The sequence below is a fragment of the Pseudodesulfovibrio sp. lm2024 genome (genome assembly GCF_051175575.1).
Taxonomy (GTDB): Bacteria; Desulfobacterota; Desulfovibrionia; order Desulfovibrionales; family Desulfovibrionaceae; genus Pseudodesulfovibrio; species Pseudodesulfovibrio caledoniensis.
In genome coordinates this window covers 1,351,014-1,370,213 of record NZ_CP195092.1, presented here as the reverse complement: position 1 = coordinate 1,370,213, position 19,200 = coordinate 1,351,014, and the positions used below count along the sequence as shown (strand labels likewise).

The window sequence follows — 19,200 nt, the reverse complement described above, 5'->3', positions numbered from 1 at the left end:
ATTACCTTTTGTCGTCCGGCCCTAGTCCACCAGCGGCTTGGGCCCCGCCGGAACGGCTGCGGGCTGCGGCCTCTCGGGACGCTTGCGGTCCTCGTAGTGCAGGGTCACGTCCAGACCCAGCGACATGAGTTCCTTGACCAGGACGTTGAAGGATTCCGGCAGACCGGCTTCCAGGAAGTTGTCGCCCTTGACGATCTTCTCGTACATCTTCACGCGGCCCTGGACATCGTCGGACTTGACGGTCAGGAACTCCTGCAGAAGATAGGCGGCGCCGTAGGCCTCGAGGGCCCAGACTTCCATCTCACCCAGACGCTGGCCGCCGAACTGGGCCTTACCGCCCAGGGGCTGCTGCGTGACCAGGGAGTACGGGCCGGTGGACCGGGCATGGATCTTCTCGTCGACCAGGTGGTGCAACTTCAGATAGTACATGATGCCCACGGTGACCCGGTTGTGGAACGGTTCGCCGGTGCGGCCGTCGTAGAGCACGAACTTGCCGTCCGAGGCGAGACCGGCCTTTTCCAGCCAGCCCCAGATGCCGTCTTCCTCGGCGCCGTCGAAGACCGGGGTCTTGGCGACAATGCCGTTTTTCAGCTTCTTGACCGCTTCCACGAACTCCTCGTCGGACATGGAGTCGATGAGCTCGTTCATGTCGCCGGTATCGAGGATGGACTTGACTTCCTCGCGGATGGCCTTGAGGGACTTGTCGCTCTCCTCGAGCATCTGCTGGACCTGCTGGCCGAGCTTGCGTCCGGCCATGCCCAGGTGCGTTTCCATGATCTGCCCGATGTTCATACGGGAGGGAACGCCCAGGGGGTTCAGGACGATGTCCATGGAGGTGCCGTCCTCGAAGAACGGCATGTCCTCTTCGGGCAGGATGCAGGACACGACACCCTTGTTGCCGTGGCGGCCGGCCATCTTGTCGCCCACGGAGAGCTTGCGCTTCACCGCGACGTAGACCTTGACCATCTTGATCACGCCCGGAGGGAGATCGTCGCCCTCGGTCACCTTCTCGCGCTTGACGTCATATATGTTCTTGATGAAGGCGATCTGCTGCTCGTAGTCGGCCGTGATCAGCTTGAGCTGGTCGTTGGCCTCGCGGTCGAACAGGCCAATGAGCTTCTTGACCGGGACGGCGTCCACGGCCTCGCGCTCGATGACTTCGCCGGTCTTGCACAGCGTGGTCTTCTTGGGACCAACCAGGTCCTTCTTCAGCTTGGCTCCCTCGAGCACGGTCCAGATCCTGTCGCGGATCGCGTCGGTCAGGGCGGCGATGTGCTTCTGCTCCTTGACGTCGAAGGCGGCCAGTTCGGCATCCTCGATGGCCTTGGTGCGGTCGTCCTTCTCGCCGGAGCGGCGGTTGAAGACCTTGACGTCGACGATGGTGCCGGAGATTCCCGGCGGCACCTTCAACGAGGTATTCTTCACGTCGCGGGCCTTGTCGCCGAAGATGGCGCGCAGCAGCTTCTCTTCCGGGGTCAGCTGGGTCTCGCCCTTGGGCGTGATCTTGCCGACCATGATGTCGTCGGGCTTGATCCGGGCACCGATGCGGATGATACCGCACTCGTCCAGGTTCCGAAGCATTTCCTCGGAAACGTTGGAGATGTCCCGGGTCACTTCCTCGGGTCCGAGCTTGGTGTCGCGGGCGACCAGTTCGAACTCCTCGATGTGGATCGAGGTGTACACGTCTTCCTTGACCATGCGCTCGGAGATGAGGACGGAGTCCTCGTAGTTGAAACCGCACCATGGCATGAAGGCCACCAGCAGGTTCTTGCCGAGCGCCAGTTCGCCGTGGTCGATGCCCGGGCCGTCGGCCAGGACTTCGCCCTTCTTGACCCGCTGCCCCACCTGGACGCGGGGCGTCTGGCCGAAGCAGGAGTTCTGGTTGGACTTGTGCCACTTCTGCAGCTCGTAGTGCTTGGAGCCGCCGGAGTCGGGGAACAGTCCGTTGTCGTAATTGATGATGATCCGCTCGGCGTCCACGTAGTGGATCACGCCGTCCTCCTTGGCCAGCACGCAGGCCCCGGAGTCGCGGGCGACCGGGCCCTCCATGTCGGTGCCGACAAGCGGCTCCTCGGCCTGGAGAAGCGGCACGGCCTGGCGCATCATGTTGGAGCCCATGAGCGCGCGGTTGGCGTCGTCGTGCTCCAGGAACGGAATCAGCGCGGCCGAGATGGAGACCGTCTGGCTCGGGCTGATGTCCATGCAGGTGACGTCCTCGGCCGCGGTCAGCTGGACATCACCGGCCAGACGCGCGTTGACGCGCTGGTTGGTGAAGACGCCGTTCTTGTCCAGGGGAGCGTTGGCCTGGGCCACCACTTCCTTGGCCTCCTTGGAGGCGTCCATGTAGGTGATCTCGTCGGTGATCTTCTTGTCCACCACCTTGCGGTACGGGGTCTCGATGAACCCGTAGTCGTTGACCTTGGCGTAGGTGGTCAGGGAGACGATCAGACCGATGTTCGGACCTTCCGGGGTCTCAATGGGGCAGATGCGGCCGTAGTGCGAGGTGTGCACGTCGCGCACCTCGAAGCCCGCGCGTTCGCGGGTCAGGCCGCCGGGTCCCAGGGCCGACAGGCGGCGCTTGTGGGTGACCTCGGAGAGCGGGTTGGTCTGGTCCATGAACTGGCTGAGCTGGGAGGTTCCGAAGAACTCCTTGAGCACGGCGGCAACCGGCTTGGGGTTGATCAGGTCATGGGGCATCAGGGTGGCCACTTCCTGCAGGGACATGCGCTCCTTGATGGCGCGCTCCATGCGGACCAGGCCGATGCGGTACTGATTCTCGACCAGCTCGCCCACGGGGCGGACACGGCGGTTGCCCAGGTGGTCGATATCGTCGGCCGGGCCGTGGGAGTCCTTGAGGCGCATGAGTTCCTTGACCGCGAGGAGGATGTCCTCGTTGGTCAGGGTGCGGATGGACAGGTCCACTTCCTGGTTCAGACGGGAGTTGAGCTTGTAGCGGCCCACGCTGGACAGGTCGTAGTAGTCGGAGGAGCGGAACAGGTTCTCGAAGAAGCTGGCCGCGATCTCGGGCGTGGGCGGGGAGCTGGGGCGCAGCCTGCGGTAGATCTCAATCTGCGCGGTCTCCATGTCCGTGGTCTTGTCGAGCAGCAGGGTGTCGCGCAGGGAGGAGGAAACCTCCATGCCGCGGGTGTGCAGCACGTCCAGGTCCTTGATCTTGGCGTCACGCAGCTTGTCGAGCAGATCCGGAGTGATCTCCTCGGCCGCCTCGGCGATGACCTCGCCGTTCTTGTCGACCATGTCGCGCGCCAGGAACTGGCCCAGCAGGGAGTCGGGGTCGACCTCGATGGCCTTGACCTCGCTGCGGATGAGCTTCTTCCAGGCGCCCCTGGTGATGTCGGTGCCCTTCTTGATGATGACCTTGCCGTCCACCTCGACGTCGGCGAATGCGGTTTCCTTGCGGTACTGCTCCGCCACCACCGTGCGCGTGACCTTGGTCTTGAGCAGGGTGTAGGATTCGATGTCGTAGAAGTAGTCGAGAATGTCGGCGCGCGACAGTCCCATGGCCTTCAGCAGAATAGTCACGGGCATCTTGCGGCGGCGGTCGATGCGGACGTACAGGATGTCCTTGTGGTCGAAGTCGAAGTCCAGCCAGGACCCGCGCATGGGGATGATGCGGCTCGAATAGAGGACCTTGCGGCTGGAGTGGGACTTGCCCGAGTCATGTTCGAAAATGATGCCCGGGGAGCGCTGCAGCTGGTTCACGATAACGCGCTCGGTGCCGTTGATGACATAGGTGCCCTTCTCGGTCATCAGCGGGAGCGTCCCGAAGTATATGTCCTGTTCCTTGATGTCGCGAATCGTGCGGTTGTCGGTCTCTTCATCCACGTCAAAAACTACGAGACGGACGGTGATACGGATGGGCGTCTCGTAGGTCAAACCCTTCGAGATGCACTCATCGACGTCGTATTTTGGTTCGCCGATTTCATAGGACACGAAATCAAGGCTAGCGGTCTTGTTGAAATCTTCAATGGGAAAAACGGACCTGAACACGCCCTCGAGCCCGAAGTCTCCACGGCTGGCCGGCGGGGTATCCACCTGGAGGAAACGATTGTACGAATCCACCTGAAGCTCCAGCAGGTGCGGGATGGGGAGCGTGTTGACGATTTTGCCGAATTTTTTTCTCAGTTGACCCATTGTACCCTCATGCATGAGCGGTTGATGGTTGGGGCGCGGGGCGCAGAGCCCTTGCCCTCTGTCTGGCGCATCGGGCGTCTAGAGCGACCGGTGCGAAAAATGGGTAGATAAGCTGCAGCCGGAACCAAAAACCCGGCACACCGACGAGGAGCAGATTTGCATCATACAGCGCTAGAACCCAATAGCGAAAGGCGATTAAACCATTATATATACATACAGAGCAAAGAGCGCAACGCCCTTTTTAAGAGGGCGAGCGCTCTTTGCTTTGTTAGCTTAAGGCGGTGAAGTTACTTAACTTCAACTTCGGCGCCAGCTTCCTGCAGCTGCTTGGCAGCCTCGTCAGCCTCGTCCTTGGACACGCCTTCCTTCAGGGTCTTCGGAGCTTCGTCGACCAGAGCCTTGGCTTCCTTCAGGCCCAGGCCGGTGATGCCGCGGACGGCCTTGATGACGGCAATCTTGTTGCTGCCGGCACCGGTCAGGACGACGTCGAACTCGGTCTTCTCTTCCTCGGCGGCGGCGTCGCCACCGGCGGCGGGAGCGGCGGCAACGGCGACGGCCGGAGCAGCGGCCTCAACGCCGAAGACGTCTTCGAGCTCTTTGATGAATTCGGACAGTTCCAGGACGGTCATGTTGCCGATGAACTCGACAACCTGTTCTTTGGTGATATCAGCCATGATAAATCTCCTTGAAATTGATTCGCTTTGAACCTGTTTTTTACGCAGCTTCTTTCTGTTCCTTGATCGCGGTCAAGGCATACAGGAACTTGCGCTCGATGTTGGCGAACAGACACACGAAATTGCGAGGTACGGCCTGCATGGTGCCGAGAAGGGAACTAAGAAGCTCAGGCTTGCTGGGCATCTTGGAGAGTTCCTTCACTGCGTCGCTGTCAAGAAACTGGCCTTCCAGAGTACCGAAACGCATGGCGAACTTCTTGTTCGTCTTGGCGTAATCGGCCAACGCCTTGGCCAGGGCGACGGGATCGTCGTAACCCAGCGCAATGGCGCAGTTCTCTTTCAGATGTTCGCTCAACACACCGTGATCGGTGTCGTTGAGAGCCAACCGGGCCAGGGTATTCTTGACGACTTGGTAATCGACGCCGATCTCGAAGCACTTTGCGCGCAACTGGGTCATTTCCTCAACGGACATGCCCTTGAAATCGGTGACGACGGCGATGCTGGCGCGCGAAGCTTTTTCGTGCAGCTGCTCGATGATCTGGGCTTTTTCTTGCCTGTTCATCTACCACTCCTCGTCGTTCGGCCCGGAAAGCAGGTCAAAGCTTTGTCTGAGCAGGATGTTTAAGGGGACACAGCCCCGCCTGCCGTCTCTGACTCAACCTTCCGTGCGATTATCTACAGGACCCCGCAAGGGGGTCCGGCATTCTATTGTCGTAAAACTAGGCTTCCAGGAACTTCCGGACGGTCAGGGGGTCGATCTTGACGCCCGGACCCATGGTGGAAGAAACGGCCAGCGCCTTCATGTAGGTGCCCTTCGCGGAGGAAGGCTTGAGGCGCATGACGCTATCCAGCAGAGCCTTGAGGTTCTCCAGGAGCTTGTCGGGACCAAACGAGACCTTGCCGATGGGGGCGTGCAGCACGCCGGCCTTGTCGACCTTGAACTCGACCTTACCGGCCTTGAGCTCGCTGACGGCCTTGGCCACGTCCATGGTCACGGTGCCGGTCTTGGCGTTGGGCATCAGGCCGCGGGGGCCGAGCACGCGGCCGATCTTGCCGACCACGGCCATCATGTCAGGGGTGGCCACGGCCTTGTCGAAGTCGAGCCAGCCGGACTGGATCTTCTCGACCAGATCGTCGGAACCGTAGTAATCGGCACCGGCTTCCTTGGCCTCGTTCTCCTTTTCCCCCTTGCAGAAGACGGCCACGCGGATGTCCTTGCCCAGCCCGTTGGGCAGGGAGACGGCGCCACGGATCATCTGATCGGAGTACTTGGGATCGACACCCAGGTTGATGGCGACGTCGACGGTCTCGTCGAATTTGGCGAAAGCGGCGGCAACAGCGGCCTTCACGCCCTCTTCGACATCAACACGCACGGCGGTGTCACGATCACCCAGGGCGTTGCGGTATTTTTTTCCATGCTTAGGCATATCTCTTTACCTCACTAGGCCTTGACGTCGAGGCCCATGCTGCGGGCGGTGCCCTCAATCTGACGCATGGCGTTCTCAATGTCATTGGCGTTCAAGTCAGCCATCTTCAACTCGGCGATCTCTTTGATCTGGGCCTTGGTGACCTTGCCGACCTTGGTCTTGTTCGGTTCACCGGAGCCCTTCTCGAGCTTGGCGGCCTTGAGCAGGAGCACCGCCGCCGGAGGGGTCTTGGTGATGAAGTCGAAGGAGCGGTCCGCGTACACGGTGATGACCACCGGGATGATCAGGCCTTTCTGGTCCTGCGTCTTGGCGTTGAACGCCTTGCAGAATTCCATGATGTTCACGCCGTGCTGACCCAGCGCCGGACCGACCGGCGGGGAGGGGTTGGCGGAGCCTGCGGGGATCTGCAGTTTGATCTTTCCTAATTCTTTCTTAGCCATTATTGTATTCCTCGATGAGAAATTTCGCTGTTAGCGACAATCCGGGCTATCCCTTGTCCACCTGGACAAAATCAAGCTCCACAGGAGTCTGACGCCCGAAAATAGAGACGGATACTTTGAGCTTGCCCTTGTCGTAATTGACTTCTTCCACAACACCGTTGAAGCCGGAAAACGGGCCGTCGATGACCCGGACTTCGTCGCCGCGCTCGAAGTTGAACTTCGGACGGGGCTTTTCCTGGCGGCTCTCCATCATGTTGAGGATGTTCTCCGCCTCGCTGTCGCGCATGGGCGTCGGGCGGTTCTTGCCCCCGACGAATCCTGTCACGCGCGGGATGGACTGGATAAGGTGCCAGGAATCGTCGGTCAGGATCATCTTGATCATGATGTAGCCCGGATAGAACTTGCGGGTGGAAGTCTTGCGCTCACCTTTGACCATCTCGACGATCTTTTCGGTGGGCATGACAACTTCCTCGATGAGGCCCTTGTCCTGTCCGGTGCGCATCATTTCACGCACGGTCTGTTCCACGCGCTGCTCGAAACCCGAGTAGGTGTGGACTATGTACCAGCGTGCACGAGGCGCTGCGTTTTCCATTGTGGCATCCATGTTGTGTTCCAGCCTTTGCGAGTAGCTTTGGTCCTAGGAGAGGATGGCCTCGACGATCTTCGAGAGCGCCAGATCGACCACGCCCAGGTAGAGAGCGATGACCACGGAAACGACCAGCACGGCGATGCACGTGGTGACGGTCTCCTTGCGGGTCGGCCAGACCACCTTCTTGATCTCGACCTTGGACTCCTCAAAGAACTCGATGAATTCCTTGATCTTGCCCGTCAGACCAGCTGCCTGGGACTGTGCGGCCTGCTTTTCAGCGGCCTTCTTGCCTTTCTTTTTGGCCATATCTCTTTATCCCAAATTATTGAGCGGTTGGCGGGGCCTTGCCGTTTCTTCGGCAAGGCCCCGCGCCGCTTTCAAAGACTTAGTTGGCAGGGGTAGAGGGATTCGAACCCCCAACATCCGGTTTTGGAGACCGGCGTTCTAGCCGTTGGAACTATACCCCTGCTCTATCGAAGACTACTTGGACTCTTTGTGGACCGTGTGCTTCTTGTCCCAGGGACAATACTTGCTCACTTCCAGGCGTCCGGTAGTGTTCTTCTTGTTCTTCTGCGTAGCGTAGTTCTTACGCTTGCACTCGGTGCACTGCAGCTGAATGTTGACTCGCATGATTACTCCACGATTTCGGTGACGACACCGGCGCCGACGGTGCGGCCGCCTTCGCGGATGGCGAAGCGGAGGCCGACTTCCATGGCGATCGGGTGGATCATCTCAACGTTGAAGGTGGCGTTGTCGCCGGGCATGACCATCTCGACGCCTTCATCCAGGGTGACGACACCGGTGATGTCGGTCGTACGGAAGTAGAACTGCGGACGGTAGCCGGTGAAGAACGGAGTGTGACGGCCGCCCTCGTCCTTGGACAGGACGTAGACCTCGGCCTTGAACTTGGTGTGCGGGGTGATGGAACCGGGCTTGGCAGCAACCTGGCCGCGCTCCACTTCCTCGCGCTTCACGCCGCGGATCAGCAGACCGACGTTGTCACCGGCCTGACCCTGGTCGAGCAGCTTGCGGAACATCTCGACACCGGTGCAGGTGGTCTTGATGGTGGGCTTGATGCCGATGATTTCGACTTCGTCACCGACCTTGACGATACCGCGCTCCACACGACCGGTGATAACGGTACCACGGCCGGAGATGGAGAAGACGTCCTCGACGGGCATCAGGAACGGCATGTCGATGTCGCGCTCGGGCTCGGGAATGTAGGAGTCGCAGGCTTCCAGCAGATCGAAGATCGGCTTGGCGGCCGGATCGTCGGCGGACTCGCACTCCAGGGCCTTCAGGGCGGAACCCTGGATGACCGGAATGTCGTCGCCGGGGAATTCGTACTTGGACAGCAGCTCGCGGATCTCGAGCTCGACCAGCTCCAGCAGCTCCTCGTCGTCGACCATGTCGCACTTGTTCATGAAGACGACCATGGCGGGCACGCCGACCTGACGGGCGAGCAGGATGTGCTCACGGGTCTGGGGCATGGGACCGTCGGTGGCGGCGCAGACCAGGATAGCGCCGTCCATCTGGGCGGCACCGGTGATCATGTTCTTGATGTAGTCGGCGTGACCGGGGCAGTCCACGTGGGCGTAGTGACGGGACTCGGTCTCGTACTCGACGTGGGCGGTGGCGATGGTGATGCCGCGCTCTTTCTCTTCAGGAGCCTTGTCGATCTCGTCGAAGGCAACGTACTCGCCGTGGCCGGCCATGTGGGCCAGCTTGGTGATGGCGGCGGTCAGCGTGGTCTTACCATGGTCGATGTGACCGATGGTGCCGATGTTAACGTGAGGCTTGCTACGTTCAAATTTAGCTTTACCCATTTCAATAACCCCCTGGATCAATAAATGTTGTGTAGGTTTCTATTTCTAAATACTTGTTGACAAGCGATTCAAACAATAAAAATACCGTGGAGCTCACGACCGGATTTGAACCGGTGACCTCATCCTTACCAAGGATGTGCTCTACCGACTGAGCTACGTGAGCACAGCCATACACTGTATTATAGGATGATGGAAGGAGAGAGATGGCTAAAATGGAGCGGGAAACGGGACTCGAACCCGCAACCCTCAGCTTGGAAGGCTGATGCTCTAGCCAATTGAGCTATTCCCGCTCACTCTCTGTAGTCCATCGACGGACTTCGTGGACCGCCTCCTACAGCGTGACTCGAAAAATTGTGGTGGTGGGGGGAGGATTTGAACCTCCGAAGGCGTATGCCGACAGATTTACAGTCTGTTCCCTTTGGCCACTCGGGAACCCCACCATTTGTGTCTTATGGAGCTGGCGATGGGACTTGAACCCGCAACCTGCTGATTACAAATCAGCTGCTCTACCAATTGAGCTACGCCAGCTCACGGGAACGAAGTCTATATACGCCGTAATGTCAAAAATCAAGAGTTTTCAACGACCTTTTTTCCCGAAGCCGGGAAGAGCAGCCGTGCGCTCCAAGACGGGCCGGTTTAATGATAAAAGCGGTCCGTTGTCAACCCTGCGGTCGCTTTTTTTTCAAATTCTTTCCTCGCCCCCCCTCCCCCATCCCGGCGCGGACCAGGAGATCAGTGCTCCGCCGAGCATAATAATTGCCGCCCCCTGGCCGATGGCCTATTATTTAATGTATACCAAACCAGCAACCCCCCTGCGAACCTATGCGACCTCCCGAACACCGCTCAGCCGCAGCCACCCCGGCCCCCCGCCCGCCGCACGCCCGGTTTCCGGCCGCGCTCGCCTTAACCGTGCTCGCCTTAGCCGTACTCGCCCTGGCCGGTCCCGTGCCCGCCTTTGCGGATGATCTGGTCATCCTGACCCACGATCTGACGGGCCAGGCCGTGACCGATCCGGAAACCGGCGAGCTGCACGGCATCGAGCACTCGGGCAAGCGGGCCTTCAATCTGGAGGCGGTCCGCGAGATCATGACCGCCGTGGGCCTTACGACCCGCATCCGCGAGGTCTCCTTCGCCCAGGGCATGGAGGCCCTCGCCTCCCGGCCCGACACGGTTTTCTTCAACGTCTACCGGACCCCGCAGCGCGAGACGCATTTCAAGTGGGTCGGCCCGCTCCAGCGCGAAGTGGACTACCTCTACGGCCTCAGGGAGACCCGCATCAACGGCTTGGAAGCGGCCCGGTCGGCACCGGCCATCTGCGCCGTGGAAGGAAGCCAGCACCACAAGGTGCTGCTGGAACGCGGGTTCGACAACGTGGTCGCCGCCCACACCTACCAGGAATGCTTCTCCCGGCTCAAATCCGGGGCCGCCACCCTGGCCGTGTCCTCGGACGAGACCCTGATACAGAAGCTCCACGCCGCAGGCATACCGGCCTCCCGGATCAGCCGCGTTCCCGAACCCCTGGTCCAATCCGCAGGCTACATCGCCTTCTCGCCCCAGGTGGACGACGCGGTCATCCGGCGCTGGCAGTCCGCCCTGAACGGACTGATCTCCTCGGGACGGCTGCAGACACTGTACGACCGCTATTACGAACGTTGACCCCGCCCCCTTTTCCTTTGACTCGCGCCACCCGAGCCCGTATGTGCATCCCGACATGAATCGTTTCACCATCACTCCCGACTCCCCGTGGCTGGCCCCGCTGGCCGGCTATTCCGACCTGCCCTTCCGCATGCTCGTGCGCCAGTACGGCTGCGGCCCGGCCTGCTCCGAAATGGTCTCGGTCAAGGGCATGGCCTTCAAGAACTCCGGCACCCGCCGCCTCATCGCCACCTGCCCGGAGGACGACCCCATGGTCCTCCAGCTGTTCGGCTCCGAGGCCCAGTATTTCCCGCCGGTCATGGAGAAGCTGGTCGGCATGGGCTACCGCAACTTCGACCTCAACGCGGGCTGCCCGGTGCGAAAGGTCCTCAAGTCCGGCTCCGGGGTCCAGCTCATGGAGGATCTCGACAAGCTGGTCGAGCTGGCCGCCATCATGGTGGCCAAGGCCGCCGAGCATCCCGAGGGCGGCCGCGTGGGCGTCAAGTTCCGTCTGGGCTTCAACAAGGGCGAGGAGGTCTTCCTCGACCTGGCCAAACGGCTCGAGGACGCGGGCGTGGACTGGGTCACCCTGCACCCGCGCTACGGCAAGCAGATGTTCGCGGGCCAGGCCAACTGGACCAAACTGGCCGAGCTGAAACGGGCCGTGTCCATCCCGGTCATCGGGTCCGGCGACCTGTTCTCGGCCGAGGACGGGGCCCGCTGCATCGAGGAGACCGGCATCGACGCGATCATGTTCGCCCGGGGGGCGCTGTACGATCCGTCCATCTTCGCCCGGTACATCGCCCTGCGCCGTGGCGAGCCCATGCCCGTGCGCGACGGCGCTTTCCTGGCAGGGATCGTGCGCGAGCACATCCGCCTGACCCGGCTTTTCGAGGGCGACGGGCGCTCCTTCCGCAAGATCCGCTCCATTATCCCGCGCTACGCCAAGGGGCTCCGGGGCATCCGCGCCCTGCGCGCCTCGCTCCTGCAGTGCGAGACCTGGGAGGACCTGGAACGGGCCGCCGACGTCATCCGGGACCTGGAACCGGCCGATCCGGACACCCCCTGGCCGCCTGTTGACGAGATTTGCCAATAGCGTTTACACAGTGGCTTGTCGCCTTAATCATTTCATACCCTTGACAAGGAAGCGGTATCAGCATGGCCACCCAGTCCACCGACATCCTGCTTGAAGCGGGCACCAACGAATTGGAGATCGTCGAGTTCTATCTCGAGGAAGAGCCCAAGGCGTCCGACGAAGCCGAACCCAACCAGGAAGAACACGTCCTCGAAGAGGGACACAAGCCCAGCCGCAAGGGCTTCTACGGCGTGAACGTGGCCAAGGTGCTCGAGATCATCCGCATGCCCAAGGTCACGGAGATGCCCGAGGTCTCCCACCCGGCTGTGCTCGGCGCCTTCAACCTGCGCTCCCGGATCATCCCCCTGCTCGACCTGTCCATCTGGCTCAAGAAAAAGCGCGTGGAAAACGAGCCGCCCAAGGTCATCGTCACCGAATTCAACCAGGTCACCTCGGCCTTCATGGTCTCGGGCGTGACCCGCATCCACCGCATCTCCTGGGAGGACGTGGAAGCGCCCAACAAATACGTGTCCGCCCTGTCGTCCGAATCCATCACCGGCGTGGTCAAGTTCGACGACCGCATCGTCTTCATCCTCGACCTGGAGCGCATCGTCTCGGAGCTCAATCCGGCCATGCGCCTGCAGTTCGACGACAACTTCGAATACGACGGCTACACCGGGTACAAGGCGCTCATCGCCGACGACTCGCCGCTCATCCGCGAGATGATCCGCGACATGCTCGGCCAGGCCGGTTTCCAGGTGGAAAAGACCAACAACGGCCGGGAATGCTGGGACCGTCTGGTGGAGATCAAGCAGCGCGCCTTGGAAGAGGAGCGCCCCATCACCGACTACGTCCAGGTCCTGGTCTCGGACATCGAGATGCCCATGATGGACGGCCACCACCTGTGCAAGCGCGTCAAGGAAGACCCGGTCCTGCGCGACCTGCCGGTCATCCTCTTCTCCTCGCTCATCACCGACAAGCTCCGCCACCGTGGCGAGACGGTAGGCGCCGACGACCAGGTCTCCAAACCGGAGATTACTTACCTTGCGCGCCGGGCTGCGGCGCTCATTGAGGCACGAAAGGCTCGCTAGCCGATTCGCTTTATTGATGGCTGGGTGGTCTTCAGCTGCCCACTCTCGAAAGCCTTGTGCCAGCGCGGTTAAAAGAGCCGCTGTCGGGTGCTGAAACACCCGAATCGCTCCAGAAAAAATAAGAATTCAAAAGCCCCTGACTCAGATATGAGTCAGGGGCTTTCTCGTACAGTCCAGCCCGCGAAGCGGATACAAAAGGTTTAGGAGGGTGAGGGGGATGGGGGTCCGGGGGAAGGGGGAGAGGGAAGCCCTTTTCCCAAAGGGTTCCCTCTCCCCCTTCCCCCGGCCGCCGGAGGCAAAAAAAGTCCCCGCCAGCACATGCTGGCGGGGACTTTTTATTGATATCCTAGGGATGATTAGCAGATGCGCGGGAGTTGTTCGCCTTCGAGCATGCCGAGGAGGCGCTTGCCGCCGAGCTGGGTGACGAGGACGACCTTGCCGGGGTTGGCGTCGGTCATGGTGCCGATGCGGCAGGCGTCCCGGCCGAGGGGATCGGCGCGCATGATTTCGAGCGCCTTGTCGGCGTGTTCGGCGGGCAGCACGCAAAGGAACTTGCCCTCATTGGCCAGGTAGAGCGGGTCCAGGCCGAGGATGGAGCAGCCGCCCTTGACTTCGGCCCGCACCGGGATGGAGGCCTCGACCAATTCGCAGCAGACGTTCGAGCTCTTGGTGATCTCGTTCAGGGTGGTGGCCAGGCCGCCGCGCGTGGGGTCGCGCAACACGTGGACCTCGGGCAGTTCGCGGACGAGCTTGACCAGGAGGTGGTTGAGCGCGGCCGAGTCGGACTGGACCTTGGCCTCGAAGTCGAGGCCCTCGCGGGTGCCGAGCACGGTCAGACCGTGGTCGCCGATGGTCCCGGAGACCAGCACCGCGTCGCCTTGTCTGGCAGCGTCGCCGCTCGGGGTCGGGTCGACGATGATCTCGCCGATGCCGGTGGTGTTGATGAAAATCTTGTCGCAGGCCCCCCTGGGAACGACCTTGGTGTCGCCGGTGACGACCTTGACCCCGGCGTGCTTCGCGGCCTCGCCCATGGACTGGACGATGCGTTCCAGGTCGGCCATGGGCAGCCCTTCCTCGATGATGTAGCCGCAGGTGATGTAGCGCGGCACCGCGCCCATCATGGCCACGTCGTTGACCGTGCCGTGCACGGCCAGGGAGCCGATGTCGCCGCCGGGAAAGAAGATCGGGTCCACGGTGAACGAGTCGGTGGACATGGCTATCCTGCCGGACAGGGAAAGGACCGCCGCGTCGTTGAGACGGTCGAGTTCGTCGTTGCCGAGGTATTTGAGAAAGAGGTCGGAGATGAGGCGCTGGGAAGCGCGGCCGCCGCTGCCGTAGTCGAGAAGAACCTTGTCAGACATGTCTAATCCAATTTGTATTTGTAGTAGGCGGCACAGGAGCCTTCGGTGGAGACCATGCACGGGCCGACCGGATTGGCCGGGGTGCAGGCCTTGCCGAACAGCGGGCACTGGTCCGGCTGCTTGATGCCCTTGAGGATGTCGCCGCACTTGCAGCCGGGCAGGGACGGGCCGTCCTTGATCTCGATGCCGAATTCCTTCTTGGCGTCGAAGGCTTCCCACTCGGACCGGATTTCCAGGCCGGAGCCGGGGATAAGGCCGAGCCCGCGCCACAGGGCGTCGGTGGGCTCGAAGACCTCGTACATGATCTCGAGCGCCTTGGGGTTGCCGCTCTCGCCGACGATGCGCGTGTAGTTGTTGACCACATGGGCCTCGCCCCGGTTTCGCCATTCGATCATCTGGTTCAGGGACTGGAGGATGTCCAGGGGCTCGAACCCGGTGACCACGGCGGACTTGGCGTAGTTCTCGGCGATGAAGTTGTACGGCTTAACGCCGATGATGGCCGAGACGTGGCCGGGCAGGATGAAGCCGTCGATATTGATGGCCTCGTCGGCCAGAAGCGCGTCCAGCGCGGTGGGCACGGTCTTGTGGAAACAGAGGATGCGCAGATTGGTTATGCCCTGCTCGCGGGCCATTTTCATGGTCCCCGCGATGGTCGGGGCCGTGGTCTCGAAGCCCACGCCGATGAAGACCACCAGGTCGCCGGGGTTTTCCCGGGCCAGCTTGAGGGTGTCGAACGGCGAATAGACCACCTTGACCCGCGCGCCGTCGGCCACGGCCTTCTTCAGGTTGCGGCCCTTGTGCCCGGGCACGCGCATAAGGTCGCCGAAAGTGGCCAGGATGACGTTGTCGCGCCCGGCCAGGTCCAGGAAGGCGTTGACCTCGGACTCGTGGGTCACGCAGACCGGACAGCCCGGCCCGGAGAGGTGGACGATCTTTTCGGGGAGAAGGGAGCGCAGCCCGCTCTGGAAGATGGCCACGGTGTGCGTGCCGCAGACCTCCATGAAGCGCAGCTCCCTGTCCAGTTCGGATTCCATCTTGTCGAGGATTTTCCGGCACAGGTCCGGATCACGGAACTTTTCCAGGAATTCAAAGCTCAAAGCATAGTCCTTTAGGCTGATTTCGGAACCGGTTTCTTCAGGTTAGCGACAGTCATATACCCTCTCCAGGATATGGGCAAATGAAAAACCCGCCGGATCGGCCGGTGGGCTTTGGAGACGGTTGACCGGACACAGGGAAGGCCCTTTTCAGGGGATTATCTCCGTTTTCCGACCCGGATGGTGTCGCGGATCATGCACAGGGTGGCTACCTGGGCCGTCAGCAGGACAGGGAGCATCAGGGCGGTGGCGGCCACGGCCAGGGGCCCGGACAGGTAGTGGGCGAACGGTACCGGGTTGATCAGGATGGAGAGGGTCCGCAGCCCGTTGAGCAGAGCGAAGAGGGAATAGGATATTCCTGCGGTGATGACCGCGCGGTCGTCCATGCGGGACAGGAACAGGGACATGGACAGGGACATGGACAGGACGAGCAGGACCACGCAGGTGATGGTCAACCGGGCCTGGTAGGAGGGAGTGACGAAGTAGTACCAGAAGACACCCACGGCCTGGCCCGCCAGCAGGACGGTCGAGATCGACACGGTGTAATTGTCCACCCTGCCCTCGAAAAAGAGCTTGGTGCCAATCCAGACCAGGACCACGCCGCCGGTCAGCAGCAGATGGGTGACGAACCCCTTGATCCAGTCGCCGTAGTAGAAATCCGCCCCGGTGCCGATGGCGGCCAGCCCGATGGCCGCGTACCCGGCCGCCCACCAGGAAACGCCCGGTAGCCGGGGCACGCGGTTGATGCGGCGTATGCGCCACGCCAGCGCCAGGACGGTCAATCCGCCCAGGAAAAAGACTGTCTGCAGTATGAGCAATCCGTTCACGCACTCCTCCCACTATGACAATCGTTATCACAAGCGGGAGAGGACAGCCAGAATTCAGCGAAAAGAATGACCTGGGCGTCATTAAGGCTTTTTTCCGTGACGCGGCCGCTTTATTTTTTCCGGCCGTGCTGGTAGATGGAAACCATCGGATGCGCTTGTGCATCCCGCCAACCCGACGCCCGTTGCGCACGCACGCCATGTCTGCCAAGGATAACACCGCCCCATCCGGTCCCCGCCGATCGAATCTGCCTCCGCCTCCCCCGGCCCTGCCCGATCCCGAGCTCTTCGTCCCGAACGACGCCCAGTGCGCCGGTTACTGGGAGGCATTCTCCATGCTCGAGCACGTGACCGAGCACAGCCGCATGGTGGCCGACGTGGCCTCCTGCCTGGCCCAGCGGGCCGCGGAGATGGGCCTGGCCGTGGACGTGCCCACGGTGCGCGCATCGGCTCTGCTCCACGACCTGGCCAAGACCTACTGCATCCGCCACGGCGGCAACCACAGCCAGCTGGGCGGGGCCTGGGTCATGGAGCTGACCGGCAACCCGGTCATCGCCTGCGGGGTGACCCATCACGTCTACTGGCCGTTCGCCCTGGACCTGGCGCGCTACTTCACGCCCCTGGCCGTGCTCTACGCGGACAAGCGCGTGAACCACAACCGCCTGGTGTCCATCGGGGACCGCTTCGAGGACCTGATCGTGCGGTACGGCATCCCCCTGAACCTCCAGGACAGCATCAGCGAAACCAAACGGCAGGCCCTGGAGCTGGAACAACTGTTATGCGACACACTCGAGGTGGACCTCAATGCATGTGATTTTGATAGCGGGCGGCTGGTCTGACGAACGCGACGTCTCCCTGTCCGGGGCCAAGAAGATTCGGGGCGCCCTGGACGAACTCGGCCACGACGTCACCTTCTTCGACCCTGCCGACGACTTCCGGAATTTGCTCTCCATAGCCAAAGGCGCGGACTTCGCCTTCATCAACCTGCACGGCACGCCGGGCGAGGACGGACTGATCCAGGCCGTGCTGGACAAGGCGGGCTGCCCCTACCAGGGAGCGGGCCCGGCCGCCTCCTACCTGGCCCTGAACAAGGCGGCCTCCAAGGAGGTCTTTGAGGCCAACGGCATCCAGACCCCCGACTGGCAGCTGATCACGCCCACCCAGGGGCGCGAGACCCCGCTCGAACTCCCCCTGCCCGTGTTCGTCAAACCGGACAAGGGCGGCTCGTCGCTGGGCATGTCCCTGGTGCGCACTCCCGAGGAGTTCCCGGCCGCGCTCGACAAGGTCTTCGCCATGTGCCAGTCCGCACTGGTGGAAACGTTCATTCCCGGCGTTGAGCTGACCTGCGGCATCCTGGGCAACCAGGCCCTGCCCCTGATCATGATCACCCCCCGGGACGGGTCCGACTTCTTCGACTACGAGAACAAGTACGCCGCCGACGGGGCCGAGGAGATCTGCCCGGCCCCGGTGGACGAGACCCTGACCAGGTCCATCCAGGAGCAGATGCTCGTGGCCCACTCGGCCCTTGGCCTGACCGGCTACAGCCGGGGCGACTTCATCGCCACGGCCGACGGCGAGGCCTACCTGCTCGAGGTCAACACCCTGCCCGGCATGACCCCCACCAGCCTGCTGCCCAGGGCGGCGGCCCACGTGGGCTACTCCTTCACCGAATTGATCGGCGAGCTCATCCGGCTCGGCCTGGAAGGCAGGGTCTAGATGGCCCTGACCGCCATGGGCGTCGCCCTCAAGACCTACGGCTTGGCCTGGAAGGCCGCCCTGCCCCTGCTCAAATTCAACGGACGGCTCAAGGACGGCTGGGAGCAGCGCACCCTGGCCGGCGGCGAGCCCGCACCGGCCGACCTGTGGATGCAGGCGGCCAGCGGCGGCGAGGCGTACCTGGCCTGGGAGGTGCTCAGGCACCTGAAGCCGACCGGGGCCCAGACCCTGCGCGTGCTCGTGACCACCAACACCCTGCAGGGATACCAGACCCTGCTGCGGGGCGCCGAGGAGATCAACGGACGCAAGGCCGGGCTGGCGGTCCAGCCGTGGTATTTCCCCTTCGACGACCCGGAGCTCATGGGCCGCATGGTCCGCCGCGTGCAACCGAAGCTGGCCGTCATCCTCGAGACCGAGATCTGGCCGGGCTTTTTGTCCGCCTGCAAGGCCGGGAACGTGCGCGTGCTTCTGGCCAACGGGCGCATGACCACCAAGTCCCTGGCCGGGTACATGACCTGGCCCGCCCTGTTCCGCGCCCTGGGCCCGGACCGGATCATGGCCGTGTCCGAGACCGACGGCCGCCGCTTCGGCACCCTGTTCGGCCGCGAGCGTGTCTGGGTCATGCCGAACATCAAGTTCGACCGCATGGGCGACGCCGGGCCCATGGACCGCAAGAACAACCCGCTTAAGGACCTGATCCGCGAGAAGGACCCGTTCGTCATCTTCGGCTCGGTGCGCAGGGAGGAGGAGCACGACGTCACCCGGCTGGCCGCCGGGCTCATGTCATCGCGCCCGGCCACCGTGCTCGGCCTGTTCCCGCGCCACATGCACCACCTGGACCTGTGGCGCAAGGCCATGGACGGGGCCGGGCTCAACTGGGTCCTGCGCTCCCGCCTGTCCGGCCAGGCCAAACCCGGCACGGTCATCCTGTGGGACACCTTCGGCGAACTGGTCCCGGCCTACGGGCTGGCAACGGCCGCTTTCGTGGGCGGCTCACTGGCCCCGCTGGGCGGGCAGAATTTTCTGGAGCCGCTGACCAGCGGCGTGACCCCGGTGACCGGCCCGCACTGGAAGAATTTCGCCTGGGTCGGCCGCGAGATCATCGACTCCGGCCTGGCCGTGGAGGCGTCCGGCTGGCAGGACGCATTGGAATCACTCAAGAAAATCGTCGACAATCCGCCGCCCCGCCAGGCAGTGGCAAAGGCCGCGAAGCAGTATATCCGGGACCGCAGGGGCGGCGCGGAAGCGGTCGCCAAACAGGTTGCCGATTTTCTTAATAAGGATTAAATACGCTAC

At 62.3% G+C, this 19,200-nt stretch carries 18 protein-coding genes and 5 tRNA genes; 6 read left to right on the top strand and 17 right to left on the bottom strand.

The window, feature by feature from the left end:
- Positions 1 to 21: 21 nt before the first annotated feature.
- The 14 genes from rpoB to ACR42D_RS06165 form a co-directional block, all read right to left on the bottom strand.
- The gene (gene rpoB, locus ACR42D_RS06230; RefSeq protein ID WP_484565985.1) at positions 22 to 4,152 is read right to left on the bottom strand and encodes a DNA-directed RNA polymerase subunit beta; all 4,131 of its coding nucleotides are present in this window, start codon (positions 4,150 to 4,152) and stop codon (positions 22 to 24) included.
- 287 nt (positions 4,153 to 4,439) lie between these two features.
- Positions 4,440 to 4,826 carry a 50S ribosomal protein L7/L12 gene (gene rplL, locus ACR42D_RS06225; protein WP_071546600.1) on the bottom strand — a complete coding sequence of 129 codons (387 nt, stop codon included), beginning with the start codon at positions 4,824 to 4,826 and terminating at the stop codon, positions 4,440 to 4,442.
- 40 nt (positions 4,827 to 4,866) lie between these two features.
- Positions 4,867 to 5,388 (bottom strand): 50S ribosomal protein L10, encoded by a 522-nt coding sequence (gene rplJ, locus ACR42D_RS06220; RefSeq protein WP_071546598.1) that lies wholly within the window; start codon positions 5,386 to 5,388, stop codon positions 4,867 to 4,869.
- A gap of 157 nt (positions 5,389 to 5,545) precedes the next feature.
- The gene (rplA, locus tag ACR42D_RS06215) at positions 5,546 to 6,253 is read right to left on the bottom strand and encodes a 50S ribosomal protein L1 (protein ID WP_484565984.1); all 708 of its coding nucleotides are present in this window, start codon (positions 6,251 to 6,253) and stop codon (positions 5,546 to 5,548) included.
- Between the two features lie 14 nt (positions 6,254 to 6,267).
- Complete coding sequence (gene rplK, locus ACR42D_RS06210) at positions 6,268 to 6,693, bottom strand: 50S ribosomal protein L11 (RefSeq protein ID WP_071546594.1); 426 nt, start codon at positions 6,691 to 6,693, stop codon at positions 6,268 to 6,270.
- Between the two features lie 46 nt (positions 6,694 to 6,739).
- Positions 6,740 to 7,297, bottom strand: a complete 558-nt coding sequence (nusG, locus tag ACR42D_RS06205) for a transcription termination/antitermination protein NusG (protein WP_066807267.1) — start codon at positions 7,295 to 7,297, stop codon at positions 6,740 to 6,742.
- Positions 7,298 to 7,330: 33 nt separating this feature from the next.
- Positions 7,331 to 7,588, bottom strand: coding sequence for a preprotein translocase subunit SecE (secE, locus tag ACR42D_RS06200; RefSeq protein WP_484565983.1), 258 nt, complete (start codon positions 7,586 to 7,588; stop codon positions 7,331 to 7,333).
- 84 nt (positions 7,589 to 7,672) lie between these two features.
- Positions 7,673 to 7,749, bottom strand: a tRNA-Trp gene (locus ACR42D_RS06195).
- A 13-nt stretch (positions 7,750 to 7,762) separates the two neighbouring features.
- Entirely contained in the window at positions 7,763 to 7,912 is a 150-nt protein-coding gene (rpmG, locus tag ACR42D_RS06190; protein ID WP_071546590.1) for a 50S ribosomal protein L33, read from the bottom strand.
- 2 nt (positions 7,913 to 7,914) lie between these two features.
- Positions 7,915 to 9,108 (bottom strand): elongation factor Tu, encoded by a 1,194-nt coding sequence (tuf, locus tag ACR42D_RS06185; RefSeq protein WP_484565982.1) that lies wholly within the window; start codon positions 9,106 to 9,108, stop codon positions 7,915 to 7,917.
- 87 nt (positions 9,109 to 9,195) lie between these two features.
- A tRNA-Thr gene (locus tag ACR42D_RS06180) sits at positions 9,196 to 9,271 on the bottom strand.
- A gap of 50 nt (positions 9,272 to 9,321) precedes the next feature.
- Positions 9,322 to 9,398 (bottom strand) — tRNA-Gly (locus tag ACR42D_RS06175).
- 64 nt (positions 9,399 to 9,462) lie between these two features.
- A tRNA-Tyr gene (locus tag ACR42D_RS06170) sits at positions 9,463 to 9,548 on the bottom strand.
- 12 nt (positions 9,549 to 9,560) lie between these two features.
- Positions 9,561 to 9,636: transfer RNA gene (locus ACR42D_RS06165), tRNA-Thr, on the bottom strand.
- Positions 9,637 to 9,930: 294 nt separating this feature from the next.
- Between ACR42D_RS06165 and ACR42D_RS06160 the strand changes: the two genes are divergently transcribed.
- The 3 genes from ACR42D_RS06160 (at position 9,931) to ACR42D_RS06150 (ending at position 12,909) form a co-directional block, all read left to right on the top strand.
- Positions 9,931 to 10,764 carry a substrate-binding periplasmic protein gene (locus tag ACR42D_RS06160; protein ID WP_484565981.1) on the top strand — a complete coding sequence of 278 codons (834 nt, stop codon included), beginning with the start codon at positions 9,931 to 9,933 and terminating at the stop codon, positions 10,762 to 10,764.
- Positions 10,765 to 10,819: 55 nt separating this feature from the next.
- Positions 10,820 to 11,839 (top strand): tRNA dihydrouridine synthase, encoded by a 1,020-nt coding sequence (locus ACR42D_RS06155; protein ID WP_484565980.1) that lies wholly within the window; start codon positions 10,820 to 10,822, stop codon positions 11,837 to 11,839.
- 62 nt (positions 11,840 to 11,901) lie between these two features.
- On the top strand, positions 11,902 to 12,909 hold the full coding sequence (locus tag ACR42D_RS06150) for a chemotaxis protein (RefSeq protein ID WP_484565979.1): 1,008 nt from the start codon (positions 11,902 to 11,904) through the stop codon (positions 12,907 to 12,909).
- 356 nt (positions 12,910 to 13,265) lie between these two features.
- On the opposite strand, the gene hypE is transcribed toward ACR42D_RS06150, so the two are convergent.
- The 3 genes from hypE to ACR42D_RS06135 form a co-directional block, all read right to left on the bottom strand.
- Positions 13,266 to 14,270 (bottom strand): hydrogenase expression/formation protein HypE, encoded by a 1,005-nt coding sequence (hypE, locus tag ACR42D_RS06145; protein ID WP_484565978.1) that lies wholly within the window; start codon positions 14,268 to 14,270, stop codon positions 13,266 to 13,268.
- 2 nt (positions 14,271 to 14,272) lie between these two features.
- Complete coding sequence (gene hypD, locus ACR42D_RS06140) at positions 14,273 to 15,367, bottom strand: hydrogenase formation protein HypD (protein WP_484565977.1); 1,095 nt, start codon at positions 15,365 to 15,367, stop codon at positions 14,273 to 14,275.
- Positions 15,368 to 15,522: 155 nt separating this feature from the next.
- Positions 15,523 to 16,191, bottom strand: a complete 669-nt coding sequence (locus ACR42D_RS06135; protein WP_484565976.1) for a hypothetical protein — start codon at positions 16,189 to 16,191, stop codon at positions 15,523 to 15,525.
- 197 nt (positions 16,192 to 16,388) lie between these two features.
- On the opposite strand from ACR42D_RS06135, the gene ACR42D_RS06130 reads away from it, so the two are divergent.
- Genes ACR42D_RS06130 through ACR42D_RS06120 form a run of 3 tightly spaced genes read left to right on the top strand, consistent with a single transcriptional unit; the run spans position 16,389 to position 19,191 of the window.
- Entirely contained in the window at positions 16,389 to 17,027 is a 639-nt protein-coding gene (locus ACR42D_RS06130) for an HD domain-containing protein (protein WP_484565975.1), read from the top strand.
- The gene (locus ACR42D_RS06125) at positions 16,993 to 17,904 is read left to right on the top strand and encodes a D-alanine--D-alanine ligase family protein (RefSeq protein WP_484565974.1); all 912 of its coding nucleotides are present in this window, start codon (positions 16,993 to 16,995) and stop codon (positions 17,902 to 17,904) included. The genes ACR42D_RS06130 and ACR42D_RS06125 overlap by 35 nt, the downstream gene beginning before the upstream one ends.
- A complete protein-coding gene (locus ACR42D_RS06120; RefSeq protein ID WP_484565973.1) occupies positions 17,905 to 19,191 on the top strand; it encodes a 3-deoxy-D-manno-octulosonic acid transferase in 1,287 nt (428 codons plus the stop codon).
- The last annotated feature ends 9 nt before the right edge of the window (positions 19,192 to 19,200 follow it).